The sequence below is a fragment of the Telluria sp. RT2P19 genome, from assembly GCF_059685725.1.
Genome location: NZ_JCASIL010000006.1, coordinates 45,299 through 69,361, shown reverse-complemented (window position 1 = coordinate 69,361; position 24,063 = coordinate 45,299). Strand labels below are relative to the sequence as shown.

The 24,063-nt window shown below is 65.9% G+C and carries 20 protein-coding genes; 15 read left to right on the top strand and 5 right to left on the bottom strand.

The features are described from left to right. Window positions 1-8 precede the first annotated feature (8 nt). Window positions 9-1,415, bottom strand: coding sequence for a nucleotide 5'-monophosphate nucleosidase PpnN (ppnN, locus tag AC56KW_RS09785; RefSeq protein WP_497170543.1), 1,407 nt, complete (start codon window positions 1,413-1,415; stop codon window positions 9-11). 253 nt (window positions 1,416-1,668) lie between these two features. Between ppnN and AC56KW_RS09780 the strand changes: the two genes are divergently transcribed. Beyond that, entirely contained in the window at window positions 1,669-3,177 is a 1,509-nt protein-coding gene (locus AC56KW_RS09780; protein ID WP_497170542.1) for a peptide MFS transporter, read from the top strand. Window positions 3,178-3,261: 84 nt separating this feature from the next. Here the strand turns inward: AC56KW_RS09780 and AC56KW_RS09775 are convergent, their stop codons facing one another. Continuing rightward, window positions 3,262-4,161, bottom strand: a complete 900-nt coding sequence (locus AC56KW_RS09775; protein ID WP_497170541.1) for a LysR substrate-binding domain-containing protein — start codon at window positions 4,159-4,161, stop codon at window positions 3,262-3,264. A gap of 104 nt (window positions 4,162-4,265) precedes the next feature. Here AC56KW_RS09775 and AC56KW_RS09770 point away from each other — a divergent pair, with 104 nt between their 5' ends. Beyond that, window positions 4,266-5,177 (top strand): NAD-dependent epimerase/dehydratase family protein, encoded by a 912-nt coding sequence (locus AC56KW_RS09770; protein WP_497170540.1) that lies wholly within the window; start codon window positions 4,266-4,268, stop codon window positions 5,175-5,177. Between the two features lie 104 nt (window positions 5,178-5,281). On the opposite strand, the gene AC56KW_RS09765 is transcribed toward AC56KW_RS09770, so the two are convergent. After that, complete coding sequence (locus tag AC56KW_RS09765) at window positions 5,282-7,540, bottom strand: OPT family oligopeptide transporter (RefSeq protein WP_497170539.1); 2,259 nt, start codon at window positions 7,538-7,540, stop codon at window positions 5,282-5,284. A 152-nt stretch (window positions 7,541-7,692) separates the two neighbouring features. On the opposite strand from AC56KW_RS09765, the gene AC56KW_RS09760 reads away from it, so the two are divergent. The 11 genes from AC56KW_RS09760 (at window position 7,693) to AC56KW_RS09710 (ending at window position 17,516) form a co-directional block, all read left to right on the top strand. Next, the gene (locus tag AC56KW_RS09760; protein WP_497170538.1) at window positions 7,693-10,167 is read left to right on the top strand and encodes a penicillin-binding protein 1A; all 2,475 of its coding nucleotides are present in this window, start codon (window positions 7,693-7,695) and stop codon (window positions 10,165-10,167) included. A 106-nt stretch (window positions 10,168-10,273) separates the two neighbouring features. After that, window positions 10,274-10,633, top strand: coding sequence for a DUF1428 domain-containing protein (locus AC56KW_RS09755; protein WP_497170537.1), 360 nt, complete (start codon window positions 10,274-10,276; stop codon window positions 10,631-10,633). Between the two features lie 96 nt (window positions 10,634-10,729). Then, complete coding sequence (locus AC56KW_RS09750) at window positions 10,730-11,089, top strand: DUF1428 domain-containing protein (RefSeq protein WP_497170536.1); 360 nt, start codon at window positions 10,730-10,732, stop codon at window positions 11,087-11,089. Between the two features lie 136 nt (window positions 11,090-11,225). After that, a complete protein-coding gene (locus AC56KW_RS09745) occupies window positions 11,226-11,618 on the top strand; it encodes a phosphonate transporter (RefSeq protein ID WP_497170535.1) in 393 nt (130 codons plus the stop codon). Then, a complete protein-coding gene (locus tag AC56KW_RS09740) occupies window positions 11,615-12,436 on the top strand; it encodes a PAS domain S-box protein (protein WP_497170534.1) in 822 nt (273 codons plus the stop codon). The genes AC56KW_RS09745 and AC56KW_RS09740 overlap by 4 nt, the downstream gene beginning before the upstream one ends. Further along, a complete protein-coding gene (locus tag AC56KW_RS09735) occupies window positions 12,426-14,192 on the top strand; it encodes a putative bifunctional diguanylate cyclase/phosphodiesterase (protein ID WP_497170533.1) in 1,767 nt (588 codons plus the stop codon). The genes AC56KW_RS09740 and AC56KW_RS09735 overlap by 11 nt, the downstream gene beginning before the upstream one ends. A gap of 142 nt (window positions 14,193-14,334) precedes the next feature. Beyond that, a complete protein-coding gene (locus AC56KW_RS09730) occupies window positions 14,335-14,592 on the top strand; it encodes a hypothetical protein (protein ID WP_497170532.1) in 258 nt (85 codons plus the stop codon). 169 nt (window positions 14,593-14,761) lie between these two features. Then, the gene (locus tag AC56KW_RS09725; protein WP_497170531.1) at window positions 14,762-15,031 is read left to right on the top strand and encodes a hypothetical protein; all 270 of its coding nucleotides are present in this window, start codon (window positions 14,762-14,764) and stop codon (window positions 15,029-15,031) included. A 143-nt stretch (window positions 15,032-15,174) separates the two neighbouring features. After that, the gene (locus tag AC56KW_RS09720; RefSeq protein WP_497170530.1) at window positions 15,175-15,402 is read left to right on the top strand and encodes a hypothetical protein; all 228 of its coding nucleotides are present in this window, start codon (window positions 15,175-15,177) and stop codon (window positions 15,400-15,402) included. Window positions 15,403-15,533: 131 nt separating this feature from the next. Continuing rightward, entirely contained in the window at window positions 15,534-16,529 is a 996-nt protein-coding gene (locus AC56KW_RS09715; protein ID WP_497170529.1) for an HDOD domain-containing protein, read from the top strand. Next, window positions 16,530-17,516, top strand: coding sequence for a 5'-nucleotidase (locus tag AC56KW_RS09710; protein WP_497170528.1), 987 nt, complete (start codon window positions 16,530-16,532; stop codon window positions 17,514-17,516). Here AC56KW_RS09710 and AC56KW_RS09705 read toward each other — a convergent pair. Together AC56KW_RS09705 and AC56KW_RS09700 are read right to left on the bottom strand one after the other, a co-directional pair. Next, a complete protein-coding gene (locus tag AC56KW_RS09705) occupies window positions 17,470-18,789 on the bottom strand; it encodes a GDSL-type esterase/lipase family protein (protein WP_497170527.1) in 1,320 nt (439 codons plus the stop codon). The two genes, AC56KW_RS09710 and AC56KW_RS09705, sit on opposite strands and share 47 nt — an antisense overlap. A gap of 74 nt (window positions 18,790-18,863) precedes the next feature. Beyond that, window positions 18,864-19,535, bottom strand: a complete 672-nt coding sequence (locus AC56KW_RS09700) for a class I SAM-dependent methyltransferase (RefSeq protein WP_497170526.1) — start codon at window positions 19,533-19,535, stop codon at window positions 18,864-18,866. A gap of 156 nt (window positions 19,536-19,691) precedes the next feature. On the opposite strand from AC56KW_RS09700, the gene mfd reads away from it, so the two are divergent. Both mfd and serB read left to right on the top strand, forming a co-directional pair. Continuing rightward, window positions 19,692-23,138, top strand: coding sequence for a transcription-repair coupling factor (gene mfd / locus AC56KW_RS09695; RefSeq protein WP_497170525.1), 3,447 nt, complete (start codon window positions 19,692-19,694; stop codon window positions 23,136-23,138). Between the two features lie 14 nt (window positions 23,139-23,152). Next, window positions 23,153-24,001, top strand: coding sequence for a phosphoserine phosphatase SerB (gene serB / locus AC56KW_RS09690; RefSeq protein ID WP_497170524.1), 849 nt, complete (start codon window positions 23,153-23,155; stop codon window positions 23,999-24,001). Window positions 24,002-24,063: the final 62 nt, after the last annotated feature.

The following is a 24,063-nucleotide window of genomic DNA, read 5'->3' as shown; positions in this document are numbered from 1 at the left end:
CTGCACTGTTACTGGACGATCGTATAGCACGGCGTGTACGCCTTGCCCGGCAGTTTCATGCGGCTCTGCTCCACGAACGACGCCAGCAGCGCATCCATCGGCCCCATGATGTCGGCCTCGCCGCTGATCTCGTACTTGCCGTACTGCTCGATCGCGTGGATCCCTTCTTCCTTCACGTTCCCCGCCACCACGCCCGAGAACGCGCGGCGCAGGTTCGCCGCCAGCAGGTGCGTGGGAATGCGGCGGTGCAGGTCGAGGTTGCGCATGTTTTCGTGCGTCGGCTTGAACGGCTTCTGGAACTCGTGGTCGATCTTGAGCCGCCAGTTATAGTAATACGCGTCGCTGTGCGCCTTGCGGAAGGCGCGCACCTCTTGCACGCCGGCCTGCATCGCACGCGCCACCGCGTCCGGGTCGTCGATGATGATCTGGTAGCGCCGCTGCGCCGCTTCGCCCAGCGTCACGCCGATGAACTGGTCGATCTGGGTGAAGTAATCGCGCGCCGACGCCGGGCCGGTGAAGATCAGCGGGAACGGGATCTCGGCGTTATCGGGGTGCAGCAGGATGCCCAGGATGTACAGGATCTCCTCGGCCGTGCCGGCGCCGCCCGGGAACACCACGATGCCGTGTCCGGTGCGCACGAACGCCTCCAGGCGCTTTTCGATATCGGGCATGATCACCAGGTCATTGACGATCGGGTTCGGCGATTCGGCCGCGATGATGCCCGGCTCCGAGATGCCGAGATAACGCCCGCTGCCAAGGCGCTGCTTGGAGTGGCCGATGGTGGCGCCCTTCATCGGGCCCTTCATGGCGCCCGGTCCGCAGCCGGTGCAGATATCCATTTCGCGCAGGCCCAGCGCATAGCCGACCTTCTTGGTGTAGTTGTATTCGATGCGGCTGATCGAGTGCCCGCCCCAGCACACCACCAGGTTGGGATTGCGCTGCGGCTGCAGCACGTTGGCGTTGCGCAGGATGTGGAAGACCGAGTCGGTGATGCCTTCGCTGCGGGTCAGGTCGAATTTGGGGTTGTCGGTGACGTCGAAGTTGACGAACACGATATCGCGCAGCACCGCGAACAGGTGCTCGTGGATACCGCGGATCATCTTGCCGTCGACGAAGGCATTGCCCGGCGCATTGCGGATCTCGAGCTTGATGCCGCGCTCGCGCTGCAGGATGCTGATGTCGAAGGTCGCATAGCGCTCCAGCAGCTCCTTGCCATCGTCGATATCGCTGCCGGTATTGAGGACAGCCAGTGCGCATTTGCGGAACACATCGTACAGGCCGGCCTTGCCGGTTTCGAGCAATTTGGCCACTTCGGCCTTCGACAGTACTTCGAGCCGGCCTTGCGGCGAAATCAGGGTATCGACCAGTTGCAGGCTTTCGGGTGAAACGAGTGTATCGACTACTTCATGGGTCATGGTCGTGTTTCCTCTTCTGTTCTAAAAAACGTTACAGCCTTGACAGCAATATACGCCAAACCGCCGCGACGCGCGCCCCAAAACCGTGAGCCGCGCAGGTGCAGTGCACCATGTTCGAACCGTATTAACACATCTGGAAAAAGATTTCTTGTGATGAAGAATATGCACTAGAATGCCTGCCTATTGGAATGCCCGCCCGTCGGTTCGCTCCATATAACTATTACTCTGTCATTACATTTTCGGGAGGAACCGCATGAGCGGTGCAGCTACTACACCCGCCAAGGGACCTCTCCCAGAATTCAAGCAGATCATGGGCCACCCAGCACCGCTGTGGATGCTGTTCATGACCGAATTCTGGGAGCGCTTCGCTTTCTACGGCATTCGTTGGGCACTCGTCCTTTATATCGTCGCGCAGTTCTACGACGGTAGCGCGATCGGCCAGGCCGACGCCAATCTCACCTACGGTTCCTACCTCGCGCTGGTGTATGCCGGCGCCGTCTTCGGCGGCTACGTGGCCGACCGCATCATCGGCTACCAGCGCTCGATCCTCATCGGCGCGATCTTCATGGCGGCCGGCCTGTTCATGATTTCGATCCCGAACCATGACGTCTTCAAGCTGGGCCTGGCAACCATCATCGTCGGCAACGGCCTGTTCAAGCCGAACATCTCGACCATGGTCGGCCAGCTGTACGCGCTGAACGATACCCGTCGCGATTCCGGCTTCACCATCTTCTACATGGGCATCAACGTCGGCGCCTTCTTCGCACCGATCCTGACCCAGATCCTGGCCGAGAAAGTCTTCGGCACCGAAGCCATGCCATCGTACAAGATCGTGTTCCTGGCCTCGGGCATCGGCATGCTGATCTCGCTGGTCTGGTTCTACATCGGCCGCAAATCCCTGAAGGGCATCGGCGCACCGGTCGGCGACCTGGCCAATCCGAAGCGCCTGATCTTCACCGTCATCGGCGCGCTGGTCGTGATCCCGATCATGTACCTGCTGCTGCAGGCGGGCGCCAACAACCTGCAGGTCCTGCTGACCATCCTGTTCGTCGGCCTGGCCGCGATGCTGGTCATGGAAGGCATCCGCGAGGGCAAGGTCGCGCGCGACAAGACCTGGGCGATGATGATCATCTTCTTTTTCAACATCCTGTTCTGGTGCTTCTTCGAGCAGGCCGGCAGCTCGTTCACCTTCCTGGCCGATAACATCGTCGACCGCGACTTCGCCAACGGCTGGACTTTCCCGGTCGCCTGGTTCCAGTCGGTGAACTCGGTCGCCATCATCGCCTTCGCGCCGATCATCGCCGCGATCTGGGTGTGGCTGGGCAAGCGCAACGCGAACCCGTCGATCCCGCGCAAATTCGGTCTCGGCCTGGTGTTCAACGCGCTGGCCTTCGGCCTGCTGATGTACGCGCTGTCGCAGCTGATCAACGACAACGGCAAGATCCCGTTCTGGACCCTGTTCGCGGTCTACGTGATCCAGTCGATCGGTGAGCTGTGCCTGTCGCCGATCGGCCTGTCGATGGTGACCAAGCTGGCGCCGACCCGCCTGGTGGGCCTGGGCATGGGCGGCTGGTTCCTCTCGACCGGGATCGGCAACAACCTGTCGGGCATCTTCGCCTCGCACGTCTCGGGCGAGACCGGCATGTCGGTGACCTCGGCACTGAGCGGCTACAGCTTCGGCTTCTGGTCGCTGCTGGGCGGCGGCGTGCTGCTGCTGCTGCTGGCGCCAGTGATCCAGAAACTGATGCACGGCGTGAAGTAAGCGCGTCCTGCCAATTAAGCGCGTCCTGCTTCGTCAACAACGGCGGCCCCCGGGCCGCCGTTGTTCGTTCCAGGGCCAGATCCCTTATCGGTAATCGAGATGCGCGCTCATGGCCGCCATCTCGGCCACCATCCACTCGCGGAAGCGCCGCACCTTGAGCATATGCTCCTTGTGCGGATTGGCGAGGAAACGATAGCCGTTCGCGAACGGCACGCTGCGGCAAGGGATCAGGCGCAGCGCGCCGGAAGCGATGTCCTGGAACGCGATCCCGTACGGCACCAGGGCCACGCCCTGCCCGGCCACCGCGGCCTGCACCAGTACGCCCCAGTGGCTATAGGCGCGCGAGAAATCGTACTCGCCCTTGAGCAAGCGGTTCTCGTTCAGCAGCTGCAGCCAGGCTTCGGGCGAATGCACGATCAACAGGCGGTGTTGGCCCAGGTCGGCCAGGGTCAGCCCCGCCTGGCCGGGCAAGAGCAGGTCCGGGCTGTAGGCCGGCACCAGCCTCTCGCGAAACAACACCGTCGGATCGCCGTTTGTCACAGGACCGTAGCGGATCGCGACGTCGGTGCTGTCGGCCTGCAGGTCGACCGGAGCGTCGTTCGAATCGAGGCGAATATCCAGTTCCGGATACAGCTTGGTGAAACGGTGCATGCGCGGCACCAGCCACTTGATCGCGAACGAGTGGGTGGTGGCGATGCGCAGCACCGCCTCCTCGTCGCCGCTCTGCAAGGCAGTAACCTTGGCGCGCAATTCGCCCAGCATGCGGGCGGTGGCGATCGCCAGCTCCTGCCCTTTCTCCGTCAGCGCGATATGGCGCGGATGCCGCACGAACAGGGCGAAGCCGATATTCTCTTCCAGCTGCCTGACCTGCAGACTGACCGCGGCCGGGGTCTTGTGCAACTCATGCGCGGCCAGCTTGAAACTGCCCCAGCGCGCCGCGCACTCGAAGTCGATCAGGCCGGAAAGGCTGCGCAAGGCCTTCATATCGCACTCATGGCTAAGTTTTTCTTATTCATTGACATGTTTTTTCTCGTTTGATGAATTGTACTGCTACGAGGAAAATAGTAGTGATCACACAAGGAAACCCCATGTCCAAGAATATTCTCGTGATCGGCGGCACCCGCTTTTTCGGCAAGCTGCTGGTGCAGCGCCTGGTCCGGGCCGGCCACCACGTCACCATCGCCACCCGCGGCTATGCGCCGGATCCCTTCGGCGAGCGCATCAGGCGGGTCCGGGTCGACCGTCGCAACGAACACGCGATGCGCACCGCATTCGGCGGCGTCAGGTTTGACATTGTCTATGACCAGATGTGCTGTTCGCCGCTCGACGCGGCGATCTCGAGCCGCGTTTTCAGGGGCAATGTCGGGCGCTACGTCATGACCTCCACCATCGACGTCTACCGCGCCCTGGAGCCGCAGTCGCAGGCGTTCGACGAGGCGTCGCTGCACGTCGACGCGCAGCCGATCGACACCGGCTATCCCTGGCACGATCCGGCGCGCGCAATGGAGAGCCATGTCGCGGGCAAGGTCCAGGCCGAGGCTTATCTGTACCGGGCCGGCGCCATGCCGGTGGCGAGCGTGCGCCTGGCCCACGTGCTGGGCGGGCCGGATGACTTCACCGGCCGTCTGGCCCATTACGTCGACCTGGTGCGCCAGGGTGCGCCTCTTTCCTATACGAGCGCCAGGGCGCGTACCTCGTTCCTCGAGGCGCGCGAGGCGGCCGACTTCCTGGTCTGGACCGGCGCCCACGAATTTACGGGGCCCGTGAACGCGGCGGCCGATGGCGCGCTGTCGGCTTATGAGCTGCACGGCCGCGTGGGCGCGGCGCTGAATGCGCCGGCGCGCATGCGCAAGGTCGCGGCTGGCACGCCGTCGCCGTTCGACCTCGTGACGCCGCTGATGCTCGATACCGCGCGCGCCAAGGCACTGGGTTATCAATTCAGTCATACCGGCGACTGGATCGACAGCGCGATCCGGCAGCACGATCTGGCGTACGTCTGATTCGCTCCTGGCTCGACGCGTGGGCGGGATGGCGCTGCACCCGCCTCCATAGGACAACGCCGGCGTCATGCCGGCGTTGTCATTCATGCTTGCTCCCCGCCAGTTCAATCCTTGCGTGGCCTTTCGCGCGCCACCCACCACAGCAGCAGCACGATGCCCGCATACGGAATCATGCTGAGCCAGTTCGCGCTCGCCCCCGCGAAGAACGGATTCGAGGCCTCGGCCCAGCGCCCGATCGCGGCATCGAAGTCGGTGAATACGCCGGCCGTGATGGCGATGATAATGCCTGCCAGCGCGCCGCCAGCGATATAGCCGGAGGCCAGCAGCACGCCCGAGCTGCGGTCGCCCGCCGCCTGGCGTTCTTCTTCGTCGAGGTGCGCGTTTTGCGGCAGCTGGTTATTGCGGCGGTCAGCCAGCCAGCGCACGGTGCCGCCGATCGCAATCGGCAGGGTCGCCACCAGCGGCAAGTAGACGCCCACCGAGAACGCCAGCGATGCGATGCCCGCCATCTCGAGCACGATCGCGATCATCACGCCGAACAGCACCAGGGTCCATGGCAGTTCCCGGTCCAGGATGCCCTTGATGATGTAGGACATCAGCACTGCCTTCGGCGCATCGTATTTCTTGACTTCGGTGCCGTCCGGCCGCGTGGCGTGATGACCGTTGATGCCTGGGTCGACCAGGTATGCCACCTTGCCCGCCGCGTCGACGAGGTACTTGCCGGCCGGGCCGCCAACGGTGTCGGTCTTGTGCCAGACCCGATACGTGTTGGGGTCGTCCTTGGCCTGCGGACCTTGCAGCTGCGCGGTATCGGTGAGCTTCGACGCATCGACCGTCAGGCCAGGGGCCACCTGGGCGGCCGGCACGTACACGGTGCCCGCCTCGTTCAGCTTGAGCAGGATCGGGCCCAGGATCAGGGCCGAGGCGAAGGCGCCGCACAGGATCGCGTACTGCTGCATGCGCGGGGTCGACCCGACCAGGTAGCCGGTCTTGAGGTCTTGTGAGGTAGTGCCGGCATTGCTGGCGGCAATGCAGACGATGGCGCCAACCGACAGCGCGGTCACATAGTACTGCCCGCCGGTCCAGCCCATCACCAGGAAGATCAGGCAGGTAAACAGCAGGGTCGCCACCGCCATGCCCGAAATCGGGTTCGACGACGAACCGATTTCGCCGGTCAGGCGCGACGACACGGTGGCGAACAGGAAACCGAATACCAGGATCAGCAGCGCGCCAAGCACGTTCATGTGCAGCGGCGCCGCCAGCGAAATGATCGCGATGATGGCCAGGCAGCCGATCACGACCCATTTCATCGGGATGTCGCGCTCGGTGCGCAAGGAGTCGTCGCCCTTCGATCCCTGCCTGACGCCGGCCAGGCCGCCGCGCAGGCCGTTCCAGATTGTCGGCAGCGAGCGCGCCAGCGAGATCAGGCCGCCGGCCGCCACGGCGCCGGCGCCGATGTACAGGATATAGGAAGCACGGATATCGTCGCCGCTCATGTCGCGGATCGGGATCGTCGCGGGCGACAGCGGCGTGGTCGCCAGCTCGCCGAAGAACTTGATCATCGGGACCAGCAGCAGCGACGCCAGCACGCCGCCGGCCGCCATCGTGTAGGCGATGCGCGGGCCGATGATGTAGCCGACGCCGACCAGTTCGGGCGAGACCTCGGCGCCGATGCTGCCGGTCTTGAGTGGCGCACCGAACTCGAAGTTGATCGTGTCGCGCCAGCCCTTGAACGACACGCTCAGGGTCTTGTACAGGATGCCGATGCCGAAGCCCCCGAAGATCAGCATGGCGCGGCGCTTGGCCGTCTTCATGGCGTCGCTGCCTTCGATCCGCACCTCGCCCGCGGCTTCGCGCGAGACGTCGGTGGCGGCAGCCTTGAGCACTTCGGCGCAGGCCGTGCCTTCCGGGTATTTCAGTTCGCGGTGCTGGTCGACGATCAGCGTGCGGCGCAGCGGAATCATCATCAGGATGCCCAGCAGGCCGCCCAGCACCCCGACCAGCATCACGCGCGAGATCTCGAGGTCGAAGCCGAGGATCATAATGGCCGGCATGGTCACGCCCAGGCCGAAGGCCAGCGATTCACCGGCCGAGCCGGCGGTCTGCGCCACGCTGTTCTCGAGGATCGTCGATTCGCGCGCGCCGAGCTTCTTGGCCATGCCGAACAGGGTGATCGCGATCACCGCCACCGGGATCGAGGCGCTGACCGTCAGGCCCACCTTGAGCACCAGGTAGAGCGAGGACGCGCCGAAGATCATGCCGAGGATGACGCCCATGATCAGGGCGCGTGGGGTCATCTCTGGTAGCTGGGCGCTGGCGGGGATATACGGCTTGAAGCCGGCCGGATTCGGATCGAGTGGCATGGTTTCCTTCGTTGCAGGCGCGGCCCGCCAAGCCGTCGGCAGGCCAAAGCGAGAATATCGCACATGCACGAACGGAAAGAAAGCGCGGAATAAAAGCCGATTATAATCGGCCGCTCATGGCCCCAGCCTGGCCGCACCGCGAGAGTAAAGCAGTGAGCGACACCGACAAGAAGTCCGGCAATCCAATCCGCACGACCTGGCGCATGCGGCACGTAAGGCATCTGCGCGCCTTCGTCCTGGTCTTACTGGCCGTCGTGCTGCTGGCCGGGGCCGGCGCCATGGTCTATGTGATGACCGCGATCCTGCCGAAAGTGCCGCCGATCGACGCCGTGACCGACTATCGCCCCAAGATCCCGCTGCGCATCTACACGGCCGACAATGTGCTGATCGGCCAGTTCGGCGTCGAGCACCGCGACTTCGTGCCGATCTCGAAGATACCGCAGATGATGAAGAGCGCCGTGCTCGCGATCGAGGACACGCGCTTCTATGAACACGGTGGGATCGACTTCATCCGCGCGCTGGGTGCGGCGCGCGCCAACCTGCGCGGGGGCTTTCGCCAGGGGGCCTCGACCATTACCATGCAGGTGGCCCGCAACTTCTTCCTGACCAACGAGAAGACCGTCACGCGCAAGCTGACCGAGATCGCGCTGGCCTACAAGATCGAAGACTCCCTGAGCAAGGACCAGATCCTCGAGCTGTACATGAACCAGATCTACCTGGGCCAGCGCTCGTACGGCTTCTCGAGCGCGGCGCGCAGCTATTTCGGCAAGACGCTCGACCATCTTACCCTGGCCGAGACAGCGATGCTGGCAGGCCTGCCGCAAAACCCGGCGCGCACCAACCCGGTGTCGAACCCGAAGCGCGCGCAGGTGCGCCAGCACGCCATCCTCAAGCGCCTGCACGAACTGGGCGAGATCGACGATGCGCAATACCGCCAGGCCCTGGCCGAACCGCTGCGCGTCAAGCGCGACGCCGGCCAGTCGTACGATACCCGCGCCGAGTACGTGGCCGAGCTGGCGCGCCAGGCCGTGTACCAGCAGTTCGGCGAAGAATCATACACGCGCGGGATCACCGTCACTACCACGATCCTCGCGGCAGAGCAGGACGCCGCCTATGATTCGGTGCGGCGCAATGTGCTGGCCTACGACGCACGCCACGGCTACCGCGGCCCGGAGGCGCGCATCGCGTTGCCGGTCGACGCCGGGGAGCGCGAGGAAGCCATCGTCGACGCGCTGCAGAAGCGTCCCGACAGCGACGGGCTGCTGCCCGCCATGGTGCTCGCGGCGAGCCCGCAGGAAGTGCTGGTCGATACGCTGTCGGGCGAAGACATCGTCATCAAGGGCGACGGCCTGAAGTTCGCCGCCAATGCCTTGTCGGGCAAGGCGCGCGAAAGCGCCAGGATCACGCCGGGCGCCGTGATCCGCATCAGCACGGGCAAGGACGGCAACTGGTCCATCACCCAGGTGCCCGAGGTCGCGGCGGCCTTCGTCGCGATCGATGCCGACACCGGTGCCTACCACGCCCTGGTCGGCGGCTTCGACTACAACCTGCAGAAGTTCAACCACGTGACCCAGGCCTGGCGCCAGCCGGGATCGAGCATCAAGCCCTTCGTGTATTCGGCGGCGCTGGAGAAAGGCTATTCGCCGACCACCCGCATCCTGGACGAGCCGATCGAGCTGCCCGGCGCGACCCTCGAGACGCCGTGGAGGCCGCAGAACGACGACGGCAAGTTCGACGGCGAAGTCAGCCTGCGCCAGGCGCTGGTCAAATCGAAGAACGTACCGACGGTGCGCGTGTTGCGCGCGGTGTCGGTTGACTTTGCCCACCAGTACCTGGAACACTTCGGCTTCGACCTGGCGCGCCATCCAAAGAACTACACGATGGCGCTCGGCACCGGCGCCGTTACCCCGCTGCAGCTGGCCGGCGGCTATGCGGTGTTCGCCAATGGCGGCTTCCGCGTCAAACCCTACCTGATCGAGCGCATCCAGGACGGCAACGGCGCCATCATTCTCCAGAACACGCCTCCCGCGGCGAAGAACGAAGCCAACCGCGCGGTCACCGCGCGCAACGCCTTCGTGGTCGACAGCATGCTGCGCGACGTGACCCGCTTCGGCACCGCCGCCGCTTCCGCCAAGCAGCTGGGACGGCAGGACCTGGCCGGCAAGACCGGCACCACCAACGATGCGATCGACGGCTGGTTCGCCGGCTACGCGGGCAATGTGGTGGCGGTGTCGTGGATGGGCTACGACGAGCCGCGCTCGCTCGGCGGACGCGAGTTCGGCTCGACCCTGGCCATGCCGATCTGGATCGACTACATGCGGGTGGCGCTGGCCAAGGTGGCGCCGGTGGCGCGTACGCCGCCCGAAGACGTGGTGCACGACGGAGAAGACTGGATCTACCCGGAATTCACCGACGCGAGCGAGACGCGTGCGATCGACATCGAGCAATCGACAATGGAGCAACCGCTCGACCTGGCGCCGGGCAGCCAGGAGATGCCGCCCGACCCATCGCCATTCGACGAGCGGCCGGCCATCGAGGCCCTGCCGCCGGTAACGGCGCCTGCACCGCCCGCGCCGGCGCAGCCACCGCCCCCGCCAAACCCGCCCGCGCAAGACGCCTTGTGGTAATCTGCTCGGTTCCCGGCCCAGCGACCGGGAACCTGGCGCAGCGCCGCAGGTCATCCAGCTGCGGCTCGTGCGGCCAGCCTTGCGTCCTACCTCTGAGGAGACACCCATGGCCTATGTAGATGGTTTCGTCCTGCCCCTGCCCAAGTCGAAGCTCGACGAATACCGGGAGCTGAGCAACAAGTGCGCCGATATCTGGCTCGAATACGGCGCGCTCGAATACCGCGAAGCCGTAGCCGACGACGTCCCGGGCGGCAAGACCACTTCCTTCCCCCTGAGCGTCAAGCTCGAAGATGGCGAGACCGTGGTTTTCTCGTGGATTGTTTACAAATCGCGCGCGCACCGCGATGAGATCAATGGCAAGGTCGAGAAAGACCCGCGCATGCTTGACATGATGCAGCCGGGCTTCATGCCCTTCGACGGCAAGCGTCTGATCTACGGCGGCTTCCAGATGTTCGTCGACCGCTAGCGGGAAACTTGTGCACGGCCCGCCGGTCAGTACCAGGGCGGTCCGCGCATCGTCTTGCCCTTGCCTCACGCATCACCTACCTTCAGGAGAAGCACCATGGCGTACGTCGACGGTTTTGTCCTTCCCCTTCCCACCTCGAAGATCGACGAGTATCGCGCCCTGGCCGAGTTATCCGGCCGGGTCTGGCGCGAGCACGGCGCGCTCGAATACCGCGAATGGATCGCCGACGACGTCAAGCCGGGCGAGCACACATCGTTCCCGCAGAGCGTCAGGCTCGAAGACGGCGAGACCGTCATCCTGGCCTGGGTGGTGTACGAATCGCGCAGCCACCGCGACGCCGTCCTCGAGAAAGTCATGCAAGACCCGCGCCTGGCCGACATGATGAAACCAGGCGGTGTACCGTTCGACGGCAAGCGCATGTTCTTCGGTGGCTTCGACAACCTGGTCGACGTCTGAGCCGACCGCTGTGCCATGTACGGCACATGAAGTGAAAAAATGTCACAGCGAAAGGCGCGCACGGTTGACATTGAACCTTTTCACATGCCAACATGCATTTCCCATATTCAACAGCCGCGCCCCAGCATCCGATACCATGACCGCTCCGCTCCTCGCCTTCGACACGCCCGACCTGGCCGCCCGTCTCGACCAGACCACGCCAGAGCAACTCGATACGCTGGAATTCGGCGTCATCGGCTTTGGCGCGGACACCAATGTCACGCTGTACAACGCCTTCGAATCGCAGGCGGCCGGCCTGTCGCCGCAGCGCGTGCTCGGCCAGCCCTTGTTCACGAACGTCGCGCCCTGCATGAACAACTTCATGGTGGCCCAGCGCTTCGAGGACGCCCGCGACGACAATAGCGTGCTGGACGACACGATCGACTACGTGCTCACCTTGCGCATGCGCCCGGTCAAGGTCGCGCTGCGGCTGCTGGCCAATCCGGGCAGCGGCACGCGCTACGTCCTGGTCCAGCGCCAGCCGCGGTGAGCCGCGACCTGACGGTACCCAGCGCCGAGCACGAGGCGCTGATCCAGTTCCTGTACCTGGCCCCTGTCGGCCTGGTGCAGACCGATCTCCATGGCGACGTCGCCATGATGAACCCGATCGCGGCACAGCTCCTGATGCCGCTGTCGCGTAACGGCGGACTCGACAACCTGTTCACGGCCCTGGAAGCGGTGGCGCCCGAGCTGCACGCCGTCGTCGGGCAGCATGCCGAGCCCTACGGCAAGGTGTGCGAGGGTCTGCACGTCCATCTGCCGGCCGGCGGCGGCGCCAGGCGCGCGCCGCAGGTCCTGGCGCTCACCCTGCTCAAGCTCGATGCCGGGCGCCTGATGGCGGTGATCAACGACATCACCGAACAGTTGCGGCGCGAACGCCGGCTGCGCCAGAACGACGCCTGGCTGAACGTCATCCTGGCCGGGGTCCGCGATTACGCCCTGGCCGACCTCGACCTGCAGGGCCGGATCGTCGAATGGAACCCGAGCATCGGGCGCGTCACCGGTTTCGGTCCCGAGGCCGTGGGGCAGCCGTACACGATCTTCCATCCGTCCGATGCGATCACGCTCGAATACCGCCAGGACCGCCTGCGCGAGGCCGACGCCACCGGCTGGTCGCTCGACGAAGGCCGGCGCGTGCGCGCTGATGGCGGCGCCTTCTGGGGAAGTACACTGATCGCCCCGCTGCCGGATCGCGAGCCCAGCCCCGCACAAGCCGACGACAGCGCCGCCTATTGCCTGATCCTGCGCGATATCGATCGGCGGCCAGCGACATCCGAACGCCACCTGGAGAATGCCCATGCAGCATGAACCGAGCGACGCCTACGAGCCGCTGGTGCAATTCCTGTACCGGGCCCCGATCGGCCTGGCCCAGACCGCGCTCGACGGCGCGGTGGAGATGCTCAACCCGATGGCCTCGAACCTCTTGATGCCGCTCGCCACCGACGCCGGACTGGACAACCTGTTCGACGTCCTGGCGCCGGTGGCGCCGCAGTTGCCGGCCATGGTGGCGGCCTTCCCCGAGCCGTCCGGCATGATCTGCGAGGGGCTGCGCCTGCCGGTGGGCGTCCAGCATGCGGCCAGCGGCTCGCTGCAGGTGCTGTCGCTCAACCTCATGAAGCTCGACCCCGAGCGCCTGATGGCGACCGTCGCCGACGCCACCTTCGAGGTCCAGCGCGAACAAGAGATGCTGTCGCGCCGCCTGCACAGCGCCGCCCGCACCGACAGCCTGACCCGCATGCCCAACCGCGCGGCGGTGCGCGAAGAGCTGCAGCGCCTGCTCGCACGGCCGCGGGATGGACTCGGATTCGCGGTGCTCACCCTGAACTGCGACCGTTTCCGCCAGCTCAACGACAGCCTGGGCCAGGCCGGCGGCGATCAGCTCCTGATGCACGTCGCCGACCGCCTGCGCAACGCCCTGCGCCCACCCACCGGCCGCATCGAACCCGGCATGCGCAGCAGCCAGCTGGCGGCGCGCGTGGGCGGCGACGAGTTCGTCGTGGCGCTGGACGGCTTGCGTGCGCGCGCCGACGCCGAACGGGTCGCGCTGCGCCTGCTCGACGTGCTGGCCCACCCCTACCTGATCGGCGGCCACGAGATCGTCTGCCATGCGAGCCTGGGTCTGGCCTGGGGACTCGACGCGGCGGCGCTCGGCCAGCACGATCCCGACAGCCTGCTGCGCGATGCCGGCATCGCCATGGTCGAAGCCAAGCGCGCCGGCGGCAACCGTTACGCGGTGTTCGAGGCGAATATGCGCGAGCGCGCGGCGCGCCGCGCCGACATCGAGGCCGACCTGCGCCATGCGCTGGCCGACGACCAGCTGTTCGTGGTGTACCAACCGGTGGTGCGGCTCCTGCCGGACGGCGGCGTCGACCGCGCGGCCGGGGTCGAGGCGCTGGTGCGCTGGCGCCATCCGCAGCGCGGCATCGTACCGCCCATCGAATTCATCCAGGTGGCCGAGGAATGCGGCCTGATCGGCGCGCTGGGCGACTTCGTGCTGGGGCGCGCCTGCCGCGACTTCATGGACTGGCAGGAGCGTCTGGGCACGGCGGCGCCGCGCCTGATGGCGGTCAACCTGTCGCGCGCACAGCTCGGCCAGGCAGGCTGGATCGACAGCGTCGCCGAGGTGCTGCGCACCAGCGGCGTGCCGCCCGCCTGCCTGCAGCTCGAAGTCACCGAAAGCCTCGCGGCCCAGGACCAGGACACGCAAGAGCGCCTGCACGAGCTCAAGGCGCTGGGCGTCAAGCTCGCCCTGGACGACTTCGGCACCGGCTACTCATCGCTGTCAAGCCTGCACCTGCTGCCGGTCGACACGGTCAAGATCGACCGCTCCTTCGTGTGCCAGGCCGATACCAGCTTCCACCATCGCGTCTTGATCGAGGCGACCGTGAAGGTCGCTCAGAGCCTGGGCATGACCACGGTGGCCGAAGGCATCGAGACCCGTTCCCAGCTGGACGTGGTGCGCGAGCAGCGTTGCGACAAGGTGCAGGGCTATTATTTCAGCCGGCCGCTGCCGGCTACGGAACTGCTCGACTGGCTGGCGCTGGAGGCGGCCGTGCCCGGGTGATGGTGGTGCTGGTGCCAGTGCTAATGCGGTAGCTGACGTCGAACTGGCGCGGAATCCTACATGGGTAGCCGATGTGTTCCTATTCTCGTGGACCGCTCCTGTTACGAGAATGAAAACACTCAAGCACCCACAGGAGAGCACCATGAAACGCACTGTCCACACCGCAGTTCTCGCAGGCATGATGGCTTTCGGCCTGGCTGCCTGCAACACCCCCAACTCCGATTCAATGAGCGGCTCGAGCGGCAATGGCTCGGCCATCGGCAGCGGCGTCCAGACGCCAAGCACCACCGGCGGGACGAACAGCTGGAATGCGGGCTCGAACGGCGCCTCGGGCGTCAATGCCGCCTCGGGCACCACCAGCAACAACGAACAGACCACCGACACGCCTGTCAGCCGCTGATCGGGCTGGCGCACGCAAGACCACGTGGACACCATGCCAGGCACCTTGCATGCGCCTGAATCGACCGCGGTATATGTGAGCCTGTTCCTACAGGCATTGACGTTTTCTTCCTATTTCATGCGTACGGCTGACCTCGCATGATGCATGGACTCACCAATCAAGGAGAAACATGATGAAGAAGCTCCACACCGTTCTGCTGGGTGGCATGATGGCCTTCGGCCTGGCTGCCTGCAACACTACCGACACCACCGGCGCCACGCGCGGCTCGTCCTCGATGGGCACGACGCAAGCTGGGTCGACCGGCAACCCGACCGTCGACGCGCAGATGGGCATCAGCCCGAATGACGTCTCGAACACTGGCCCGGCCAATGCGACCGGCAGCGCGAGCACCCCGACCAATACCAGTCACACCACGACCGGCTCGAACAACGGCCAGTAAGCCACTGCATCCTGACGGCCCGGCCCCGCGCAAGCGGTGGCCGGGCCATTTTCATTGGCGCTGTACCCGTTAGCTGTGGATGAGCCTTGAACTGCTGAGCTGATGGGCGGTCCAACTCCTGTCGATGTCGATAGGAGCGCACGGTGAAAACCCCCATGTTCGCCACGCTGTTCTCCCAGTTGCCGCTGCTGAACCAGCCGCAGCGCCAGGAGTTGCTCGCCGCCTTGCATCCGCCAGCCGACCTCGACCGCATCACCTTCCTCGTCGACGGGATTCGCTCAAGAGTGCGCTGCTGCCCGGCGTGCGGCTGCGGGCGCTGTCACGGGCATGGACACGCCAACGACCTGCAGCCTTATCGTTGCTGCCAGTGATGGTGGGCGAGTGACTACCGTCGAGCATTTGCTGCGTAGCGCATGCGGCGTCATCCACAGCTAACGATTACAGCGCCTTTTCATTCACGGTAGAATGGCCGGATGGTCCCATTCTCAACGAACATATGCCCATGAAGCACTGGCTCGCACGCTTGTTCGGTTCGCGCGACGAGGGAGACCAAGCCACTGTCACCGCTGACAACGGCCTGCGCGAGCATGCCGTCGCGGCCGCCGAACCGCCGGCCCCCGAACAGATCGACCTCGACCTCGCCTTCTTCCATTGGCTTGTCAGTCCGCACGTGACAGGGCGCCCTGCCGCCGACGGCCCCCTGCTTGACGAACTGGTGCGCCTGGCGCGCGATCCGCACGGCGCGGCGGCGCTGGTGCCGCGCGTGCCGGCCGTGATTCCGCAATTGCTGCGCAGCCTGCGCGAACAAGACAGCAGCGCCGGGGCGCTGGCGCGCCAGGTGGCCCAGGATCCGGTGCTGGTGGCCGAGGTGATCCGCGAGGTAAACAGTCCCTATTACCAGCCCGCGTCGCCGATCCGCAGTCTCGAAGGCGCACTGCTGCTCCTCGGGCAAAACGGCTTGCGCATATTACTGGCGCGGGTCGCGTTCCGCCCCATCATCAGCCAGCAGGCCGGCCCGCTGGCGCGGCTGGTGGCGCCGCCCCTGTGGGCCCAGTCCGAGAAGTGCGCGCGGGCCGCCAGCCTGCTGGCGCCACACCACGGCGCCGACGCCTTCGAAGCCTACCTGGCGGGCCTGATGCATAACGTCGGGCTGGTGGCGGCCTTCCGCGTCATCGAGCAATTGCTGCCGGCCGGAGGCCTGCCCGACGACGACGCCTTCGGCCTACGCCTGACCAGGGTAGCCCGCCTGATGTCGGCCCGCATCGCCGACGAGTGGGAACTGCCACCCGCGATCGGCCACGCGATCGCCCACCTGGGCGACGCTGGCGCCCTGCCGGCGCTGCTGTTCGATGCAGACCGGCTGGCCAAGCTGCGCATGCTGGCCTGGGGCGGCCAGCCCGTGTTCGTGCGCACGGCGCTGGCGCTGCCGTTCGACGCGCGACAGGTGTACGACAAACTGACCGATCCCTCCGACCCCGTAGACGAAGAGTACGCCTGAATGCCGTTTCCCATCGAAGAAAAGCTCGTGATCGGCGTCGCCTCGAGCGCGCTGTTCGACCTGTCCGAGTCGCACCAGGTCTACCTGGACCACGGTCCCGATGCGTACCGCGCCTACCAGGAGCGCCAGCGCGACGTCGTGCTGGCGCGCGGCGTGGCCTTTCCTTTCATCCGACGCTTCCTCAGCCTCAACCAATGCTTCCCGCAGCAGGCGCCGGTCGAGGTGGTGCTGTTTTCGCGTAATTCGCCCGAGACGGGCTTGCGCGTGATGCGCTCGATTGCCCATTACGGCCTCGATATCTCGCGCGCCGTTTTCATGACAGGCAAGTCACCCTATCCCTATCTGCCGGCCTTCAATGCCGCGCTGTTCCTGAGCGCGAACGAGGAAGACGTCAAGAGCGCGATCGACGTCGATTATCCAGCCGGCCTGGTGCTGCCTTCGCGCATCGCGGACGACCAGGACGACATCGAGCTGCGGGTGGCCTTCGATTTCGACGGCGTGCTGGCCGACGACGAATCCGAGACGGTCTTCAAGCGCGCTGGCCTGGGCGAATTCCACGCCCACGAGACCCTGCACATGGCGCGCCCGCACCAGCCCGGGCCGCTGGCAGGCATGGTGCGCAAGCTGTCGATGCTGCAGCAACTCGAGAAGGACGCCGAGCGCGACGATCCAGCCTACCGCCGCATCGTGCGCATCGCCATCATCACCGCGCGCAGCGCGCCGGCGCACGAGCGCGTGGTCACCACCCTGGGCAGCTGGGGCGTCGCGGCCGACGAGACGTTCTTCCTGGGCGGGATGGACAAGAGCCGGGTGCTGTCGGTGTTCAAGCCGCACATCTTCTTCGACGACCAGCTGACCCACCTCAAGTCTGGGCCCGGCGGCACGATCCCGATGGTGCACGTGCCGTTCGGGATCGCCAACCGGCGCGGCAGTGATGCCGTTACAGACGCGGCAGCGCCATCAGCCGCTCCAGCTCCGGCTGCATAGCCTTGGCCCAGATGGCGTAACCGGTTTCGTTCGGGTGCAGCCAGTCGGGCATGACATCGGCCGGCAGCGTGCCGTCCGGGCGCAGGAAGGACTGGTTCACGTCCAGATGAAACACCCGGCGCCCGTCGGCCAGCGCCGGCAGGCGCGCGTTGATCTGCGCGTTAAGACGGCGCAGCCGGCCATCGCTCGTCGCGTCGCGCGGGAAGATCGACAGCAGCAGGATGCGCGTGCGCGGCAGGCGCTGCTTGAGCTCCTCGATATTGCGCTCGATGCCGGCCGCCGTGATGGCCGGGAAGTCGCGCCGGTGACCGCTGTTATTGGTGCCGATCAGCAGCACCGCCACCTTCGGATCGATGCCATCGACCGCGCCGTGCTGCAGGCGCCACAGGACATTCTCGGTGCGGTCGCCGCCAAAGCCCAGCGCCAGCGCATTGTGGCGCGCATAGTACTGTTGCCAAACGGGCGCGCCTTCCTTTTCCCAGCCCTGGGTGATCGAATCGCCGATGAAGACCAGTTGCGGGCGCTTGCCTTCGGCGACCATGCGCTCGGCCTCTTCGAGCTTCTGGCGATGGCGCGGCAGCCACCAGGCAATCGACCAGGATTCGTCGAGTGTGTCGGGCGTGACGGCCACTGTGCGCCAGTCGGGGCATGGAGTATTCGGCGTGCCGTCCTGCGAGAACGTCACGTTGGCGACGCCAATGTCGCCGCTGCCCGTGCCTTCGAGCTGGAACGGCCGCTTCACCGACGAGAAATCGTCGCCGTGACGCGCGAAACACGACATCGACAGGACGATGCGCTGCCAGCCCTTGCCCGCGGCGGCGCGGCCGGGGACGACGTAGGAGAGATGCCGGTCGCAGTCGTCGCCGCAACCGACCCGGAACACGATGCCGCCCGTGTCCAGCGCATCGACCTTGAGGTCGAAGGCCAGGGTGCCGGTCGCGAGGTAGGGACGCAGGTCGAATGGCGGCCCTGACAACAGCACACCACTCTTCCAGATGTTCTTCCAGTGCAGGCGCAAGGCCTGGCCATCGCCGGGCCCATCGATGCGCGTCAGCTCGATCGCGCTGTGCGGGAATTTCTCGGCGATGGCCGCGGTGGCGTCGACCCGGTCGCGCAGCAGCACGTGCTCGGTATCGGGCGTGACCACGGAGACGGCCACGTCCTGGCGCGCCGCGCCGTCGAACAGCACCAGCGTGGCGGGAGGCGCCGCGCCCGCAAGGTCGGGCAGCGTGGCTGCGATGATGAAGTATATGGCGGCGAAGCCTGGGCGCATGACGTCTCCTGTCTTTATCTTGTCGAGTCCAGATCATGCGCGAGTTTCAGCTCGACCACAACCATGCCGGCACCTCAGGCATGGCAGATCCAGCCCCGGAATACCCCGCCCACATAAAACAGTTCGATCCCCGAAAAGCCGGCGCCAACCAGCAGTGCCTCGTCCTCATCCGGCCCCAGTACCGACAGGCTGGTCGCGATCCCTTCGCGCCGCTGTCGCGCCATGTCGGCCGGCACGCCGCCGGCGACGGCGAAGGCTTCGTCGCGCGCCATCCAGCGCGCGCGCGCCCTGGCCTCGGCCGCAATACTCATGTGCATCACGACGAAGGGGCTGCCCGGCCTGAGCCTGGCGTGGATCGCCCGCAGCGCCTGGCTGCGTTGTGGCGCCGGCATGAAGTGCATGGTCAACAGGCAGGCCGCGGCATCGAACGGGCCTGGCGGCGCCGCGTCCGCATATCCCTGGTGCAGGCGTATCCGCCCGCCATGCGGCGCGACCAGTTGCCGCGCCAGGTCCAGCATCGCCGCGGATGGGTCGACGCCGTCGAAACGCCACCCGGGCTGGCCGTCGGCGAACACCTTCAGCTCCAGCCCGCCGCCGGCGCCCAGCACCAGCACCCGCGCGTCAAGCGGCGCGCGCTCGGCCAGCAATACCCGCGCCATGCGCTGCATGTCGGCGAAGCCGGGGACGAATGTCGGCGGCCCCTCAGGGTAGCGCGCCACCATGGCCGGATCGTGGAAATGGCACATCGGGTTACTCCTTGTGGTTTCTCGTAACTTATCGTATTACGTATGCGGCCGCTACGCAAGCGCCGCACTACCGGGTCGCGCCGCGCAAGACGGCGAGCCGTTGCGCCTTCGTCTATAATTGACGTCTACTTTGACGCGAACGTTACAGCACGCTGCATGCCCTTCGATCTCAAGAAGCACCTACCCAAACCAGGCCACCGTTTCGTCCTGCCGCTGGCTCACGGTTCTTCCGATGCCTATGCCCTCGCCACCGCCGCACTGGCGCTGAAAGAGCGCGGCCAGCTGCTCACCGTGGTCGTCGCCAACGCGAGCGACGGCCAGCGCCTGCTGGACGAAATTCCCTGGTTTGCCGAAGGCAAGCTGTCCTGCCACCTGCTGCCCGACTGGGAAACGCTGCCCTACGACGCGTTCTCGCCGCACCAGGACCTGGTATCGGAGCGCCTGGCCACCCTTCACGAGATCCGCAACGGCCAGTGCGACGTGCTGGTGGTGCCGGCCACGACGGCCCTGGTGCGCCTGGCGCCGCCATCGTTCCTGGCCGCGTATACCTTCTTCTTCCGCCAGGGCGAACGCCTGGACGAAGCGAAGCTCAAGGCCCAGCTGACGCTGGCCGGCTATACCCATGTATCGCAGGTGATGTCGCCCGGCGAATACTCGGTGCGCGGCGGCCTGATCGACCTGTTCCCGATGGGCTCGGTGCTGCCCTACCGGCTCGACCTGTTCGGCGACGAGATCGAATCGATCCGCACCTTCGACGCCGACACCCAGCGCTCGCTGTATCCGGTCAAGGAAGTGCGCCTGCTGCCGGGACGCGAGTTCCCGATGGACGACGCCGCCCGCACCGCGTTTCGCGGCCGCTGGCGCGAACGCTTCGAGGGCGACCCGACCCGCTCGCCGATCTACCGCGACATCGGCAACGGCATCGCCTCGGCCGGCATCGAGTATTACCTGCCGCTGTTCTTCGAAGAGACGGCCAACCTGTTCAACTACCTGCCCGATGAAGCGCCGGTGGCCCTGGTCGGCGATATCGACGCGGCGATCCAGCGCTTCTGGCTGGACACCGAATCGCGCTACCGCTTCCTGAAGAGCGACCGCGAACGCCCGATCCTGGAGCCGCACGAGCTGTTCCTCGGCGCCGAGCAGTTCTTCACCTGCATCAAGCCGCACGGCCGCTGGAATATCGCGCGCGATCCAGGCGCACCGGCCTCCGAGCTGTCGGCCCCGATTCCCGACATCGCCGTCAACCGGCGCCTGGACGACCCGCTGACCAACCTGCGCGCCTTCCTGCTGCGCACCGACACACGCGTGATGATCTGCGCCGACTCGGCCGGCCGCCGCGAGACCCTGCAGCAGTATTTCAGCGAGTACAAGCTGGACCTGGCGCCGGTCGAGGGCTTCGAGGGCTTCCGCGCCGGCAGCGCCAGGCTGGCACTGGGCGTGGCCCCGCTGCAGGCCGGCTTCGAGCTGCTCGATGAATCATCCGGCCACCTGGTGTTCATCACCGAGACCGAGCTGTATGCCGGTTCGGGCCGGCGCGCCGGCAAGAAGAAGCAGGAAGCGACCAGCCAGGTCGAGTCGATGGTGCGCGACCTGTCGGAGCTCAAGATCGGCGATCCGGTAGTGCATATCAACCATGGCATCGGGCGCTATATGGGCCTGACCAGCATGGACCTGGGCGAAGGCGAGACCGAGTTCCTGCACCTGGAGTATGCAAAGGACACCAAGCTTTATGTGCCGGTATCGCAGCTGCACGTGATCTCGCGCTACTCCGGCACCTCGCCCGAGGATGCGCCGCTGCACTCGCTGGGTTCGGGCCAGTGGGAGAAAGCCAAGCGCAAGGCGGCCGAGCAGGTGCGCGATACCGCCGCCGAGCTCCTGAACCTCTACGCGCGCCGCGCCGCGCGCCAGGGCCACGCGTTCGAATACTCGAGCGTCGATTACGAGAATTTCGCCCAGAGCTTCGGCTTCGACGAGACGCCGGACCAGGCCGAGGCGATCCACAACGTCATCAAGGACATGACCTCGGGGCGGCCGATGGACCGCCTGGTGTGCGGCGACGTCGGTTTCGGCAAGACCGAGGTGGCGCTGCGCGCCGCCTTCATCGCCGTCATGGGCGGCAAGCAGGTGGCGATCCTGGCCCCGACCACCTTGCTGGCCGAACAACACGCCCAGACCTTCGCCGACCGCTTCGCCGACTGGCCGGTCAGGATCGCCGAGCTGTCGCGCTTCAGGACAGGAAAAGAAATCAACAATGCGATCAAGGGCATGGCCGACGGCACGCTCGACATCGTGATCGGCACGCATAAACTGCTGTCGCCCGACGTGAAATTCACGCGCCTCGGGCTGGTCATCATCGACGAGGAACACCGCTTTGGCGTGCGCCAGAAAGAAGCCCTGAAGGCCCTGCGCGCCGAAGTCGACGTGCTGACCCTGACCGCGACCCCGATCCCACGCACCCTGGGCATGGCGCTCGAAGGCTTGCGCGACTTTTCGATCATCGCGACCGCGCCGCAAAAGCGCCTGGCGATCAAGACCTTCGTTCGCAGCGAGGATGGCTCGATCATCCGCGAAGCCTGCCTGCGCGAACTGAAACGGGGTGGCCAGATCTACTTCCTGCACAACGAAGTGGACACCATCGAAAATCGCCGCGCCATGCTGCAAGAGCTGCTTCCCGAAGCGCGTATCGGCGTGGCCCACGGCCAGATGCACGAGCGCGACCTCGAGAAGGTCATGCGCGACTTCGTGGCCCAGCGATTCAACATCCTTCTATGCACGACGATCATCGAGACCGGCATCGACGTGCCGACCGCGAATACGATCATCATGCACCGCGCCGACAAGTTCGGCCTGGCCCAGCTGCACCAGCTGCGCGGCCGGGTCGGCCGTTCGCACCACCAGGCCTACGCCTATCTCCTGGTCAGCGACCTGTCGAACCTGACCAAGCAGTCGCAGCGCCGCCTGGATGCGATCCAGCAGATGGAAGAACTGGGCAGCGGGTTCTACCTGGCCATGCACGACCTGGAGATCCGCGGCGCCGGCGAGGTGCTGGGCGAGAACCAGTCTGGCGAAATGCTCGAAATCGGCTTCCAGCTGTATTCGGACATGCTGAGCGAGGCGGTGCGCTCGCTCAAGGCCGGCAAGGAACCCGACCTGGCGGCGCCACTGTCGTCGACCACCGAGATCAACCTGCACGTGCCGGCCCTGCTGCCGGCCGACTACTGCGGCGACGTGCACGAACGGCTGTCGATCTACAAGCGCCTGGCCAACTGCGAAAGCCAGGACCGCATCGATTCGATGCAGGAAGAGCTGATCGACCGCTTCGGCAAGATGCCGGACGCCGTCAAGGCCCTGGTCGAGACCCACCGCCTGCGCATCGCCGCGAAGAGCGTCGGCATCGTCAAGATCGATGCCCATGGCGAGGCGGCCAGCCTGCAGTTCATGGAAAAGCCGCCGATCGACCCGATCAGGATCATCACGCTGATCCAGAAGAACCGCCAGGTCAAGCTCGCCGGCCAGGATAAGCTGCGTATCACCGCCAGCATGCCCGACCTGGCGGCGCGCGTGAACCAGATCAAACAGACAATCAAACAACTGCTCGCCTGACGAGAACGACATTCATGACCACGAACCTGGTGCTGCAAGGACCGCAGGCAACCCAAGCAACGCTCGAGCGCCTGGCCGGCCTGGCCAATCCGCAACGTTTGACCCAGCTCGGCGCGCACGCGCTGCGCGCCGAAGGCGTCGCCTTCAGCGCCGCGCTCAAGCAGCAGATCGAGGCCGCCGCCTTCGGGGCGGGCGTCGACGCCAGCTTCATCGCCGCCGGACGCCTGCTATCGGACTTCAAGCTGGTGGCGATGGACATGGATTCGACGCTGATCACCATCGAGTGCATCGACGAGATCGCCGACATGCAGGGCCTCAAGCCGCAAGTGGCGGCGATCACCGAGGCGGCCATGCGCGGCGAGCTCGATTTCTCGGAAAGCCTGGCGCGGCGCGTGGCACTGCTCGAAGGCTTGGAAGCGGGCGCCCTACAGCGCGTGTATGACGAACGCCTGCGCATTTCACCGGGCGGCGAAGCGATGCTGCAGGCGGTGCAGGCGGCCGGCCTCAGGACGCTCCTGGTGTCGGGCGGCTTCACCTTTTTCACCGAGCGCCTCAAGCCGCGCCTTGGCCTGGACTACACCCACGCCAATGTGCTCGAAGTCATCGACGGCAAGTTGAGCGGTCGCGTGCTGGGGGGCGTCGTCGACGCCGAGGAAAAGAAGCGCACCGTCGAGCGCGTGTGCGCGGAGATGGGCATCGACCCATCGCAAGCCATCGTCATGGGCGACGGCGCCAACGATCTCGGGATGATGGGCATCGCTGGTCTGTCGGTTGCCTTCCGCGCCAAGCCGGTGGTGCGCGCCCAAGCATCTGTCGCCCTCAACTTCTCGGGCCTGGACGCTCTGTTGACCATCCTGTCCTGAGCCGGCGCCAGCCGGTTTGGCGGCGCCGGCACGATCGCCGGCGCCACGCAAGGGCCGTGTTC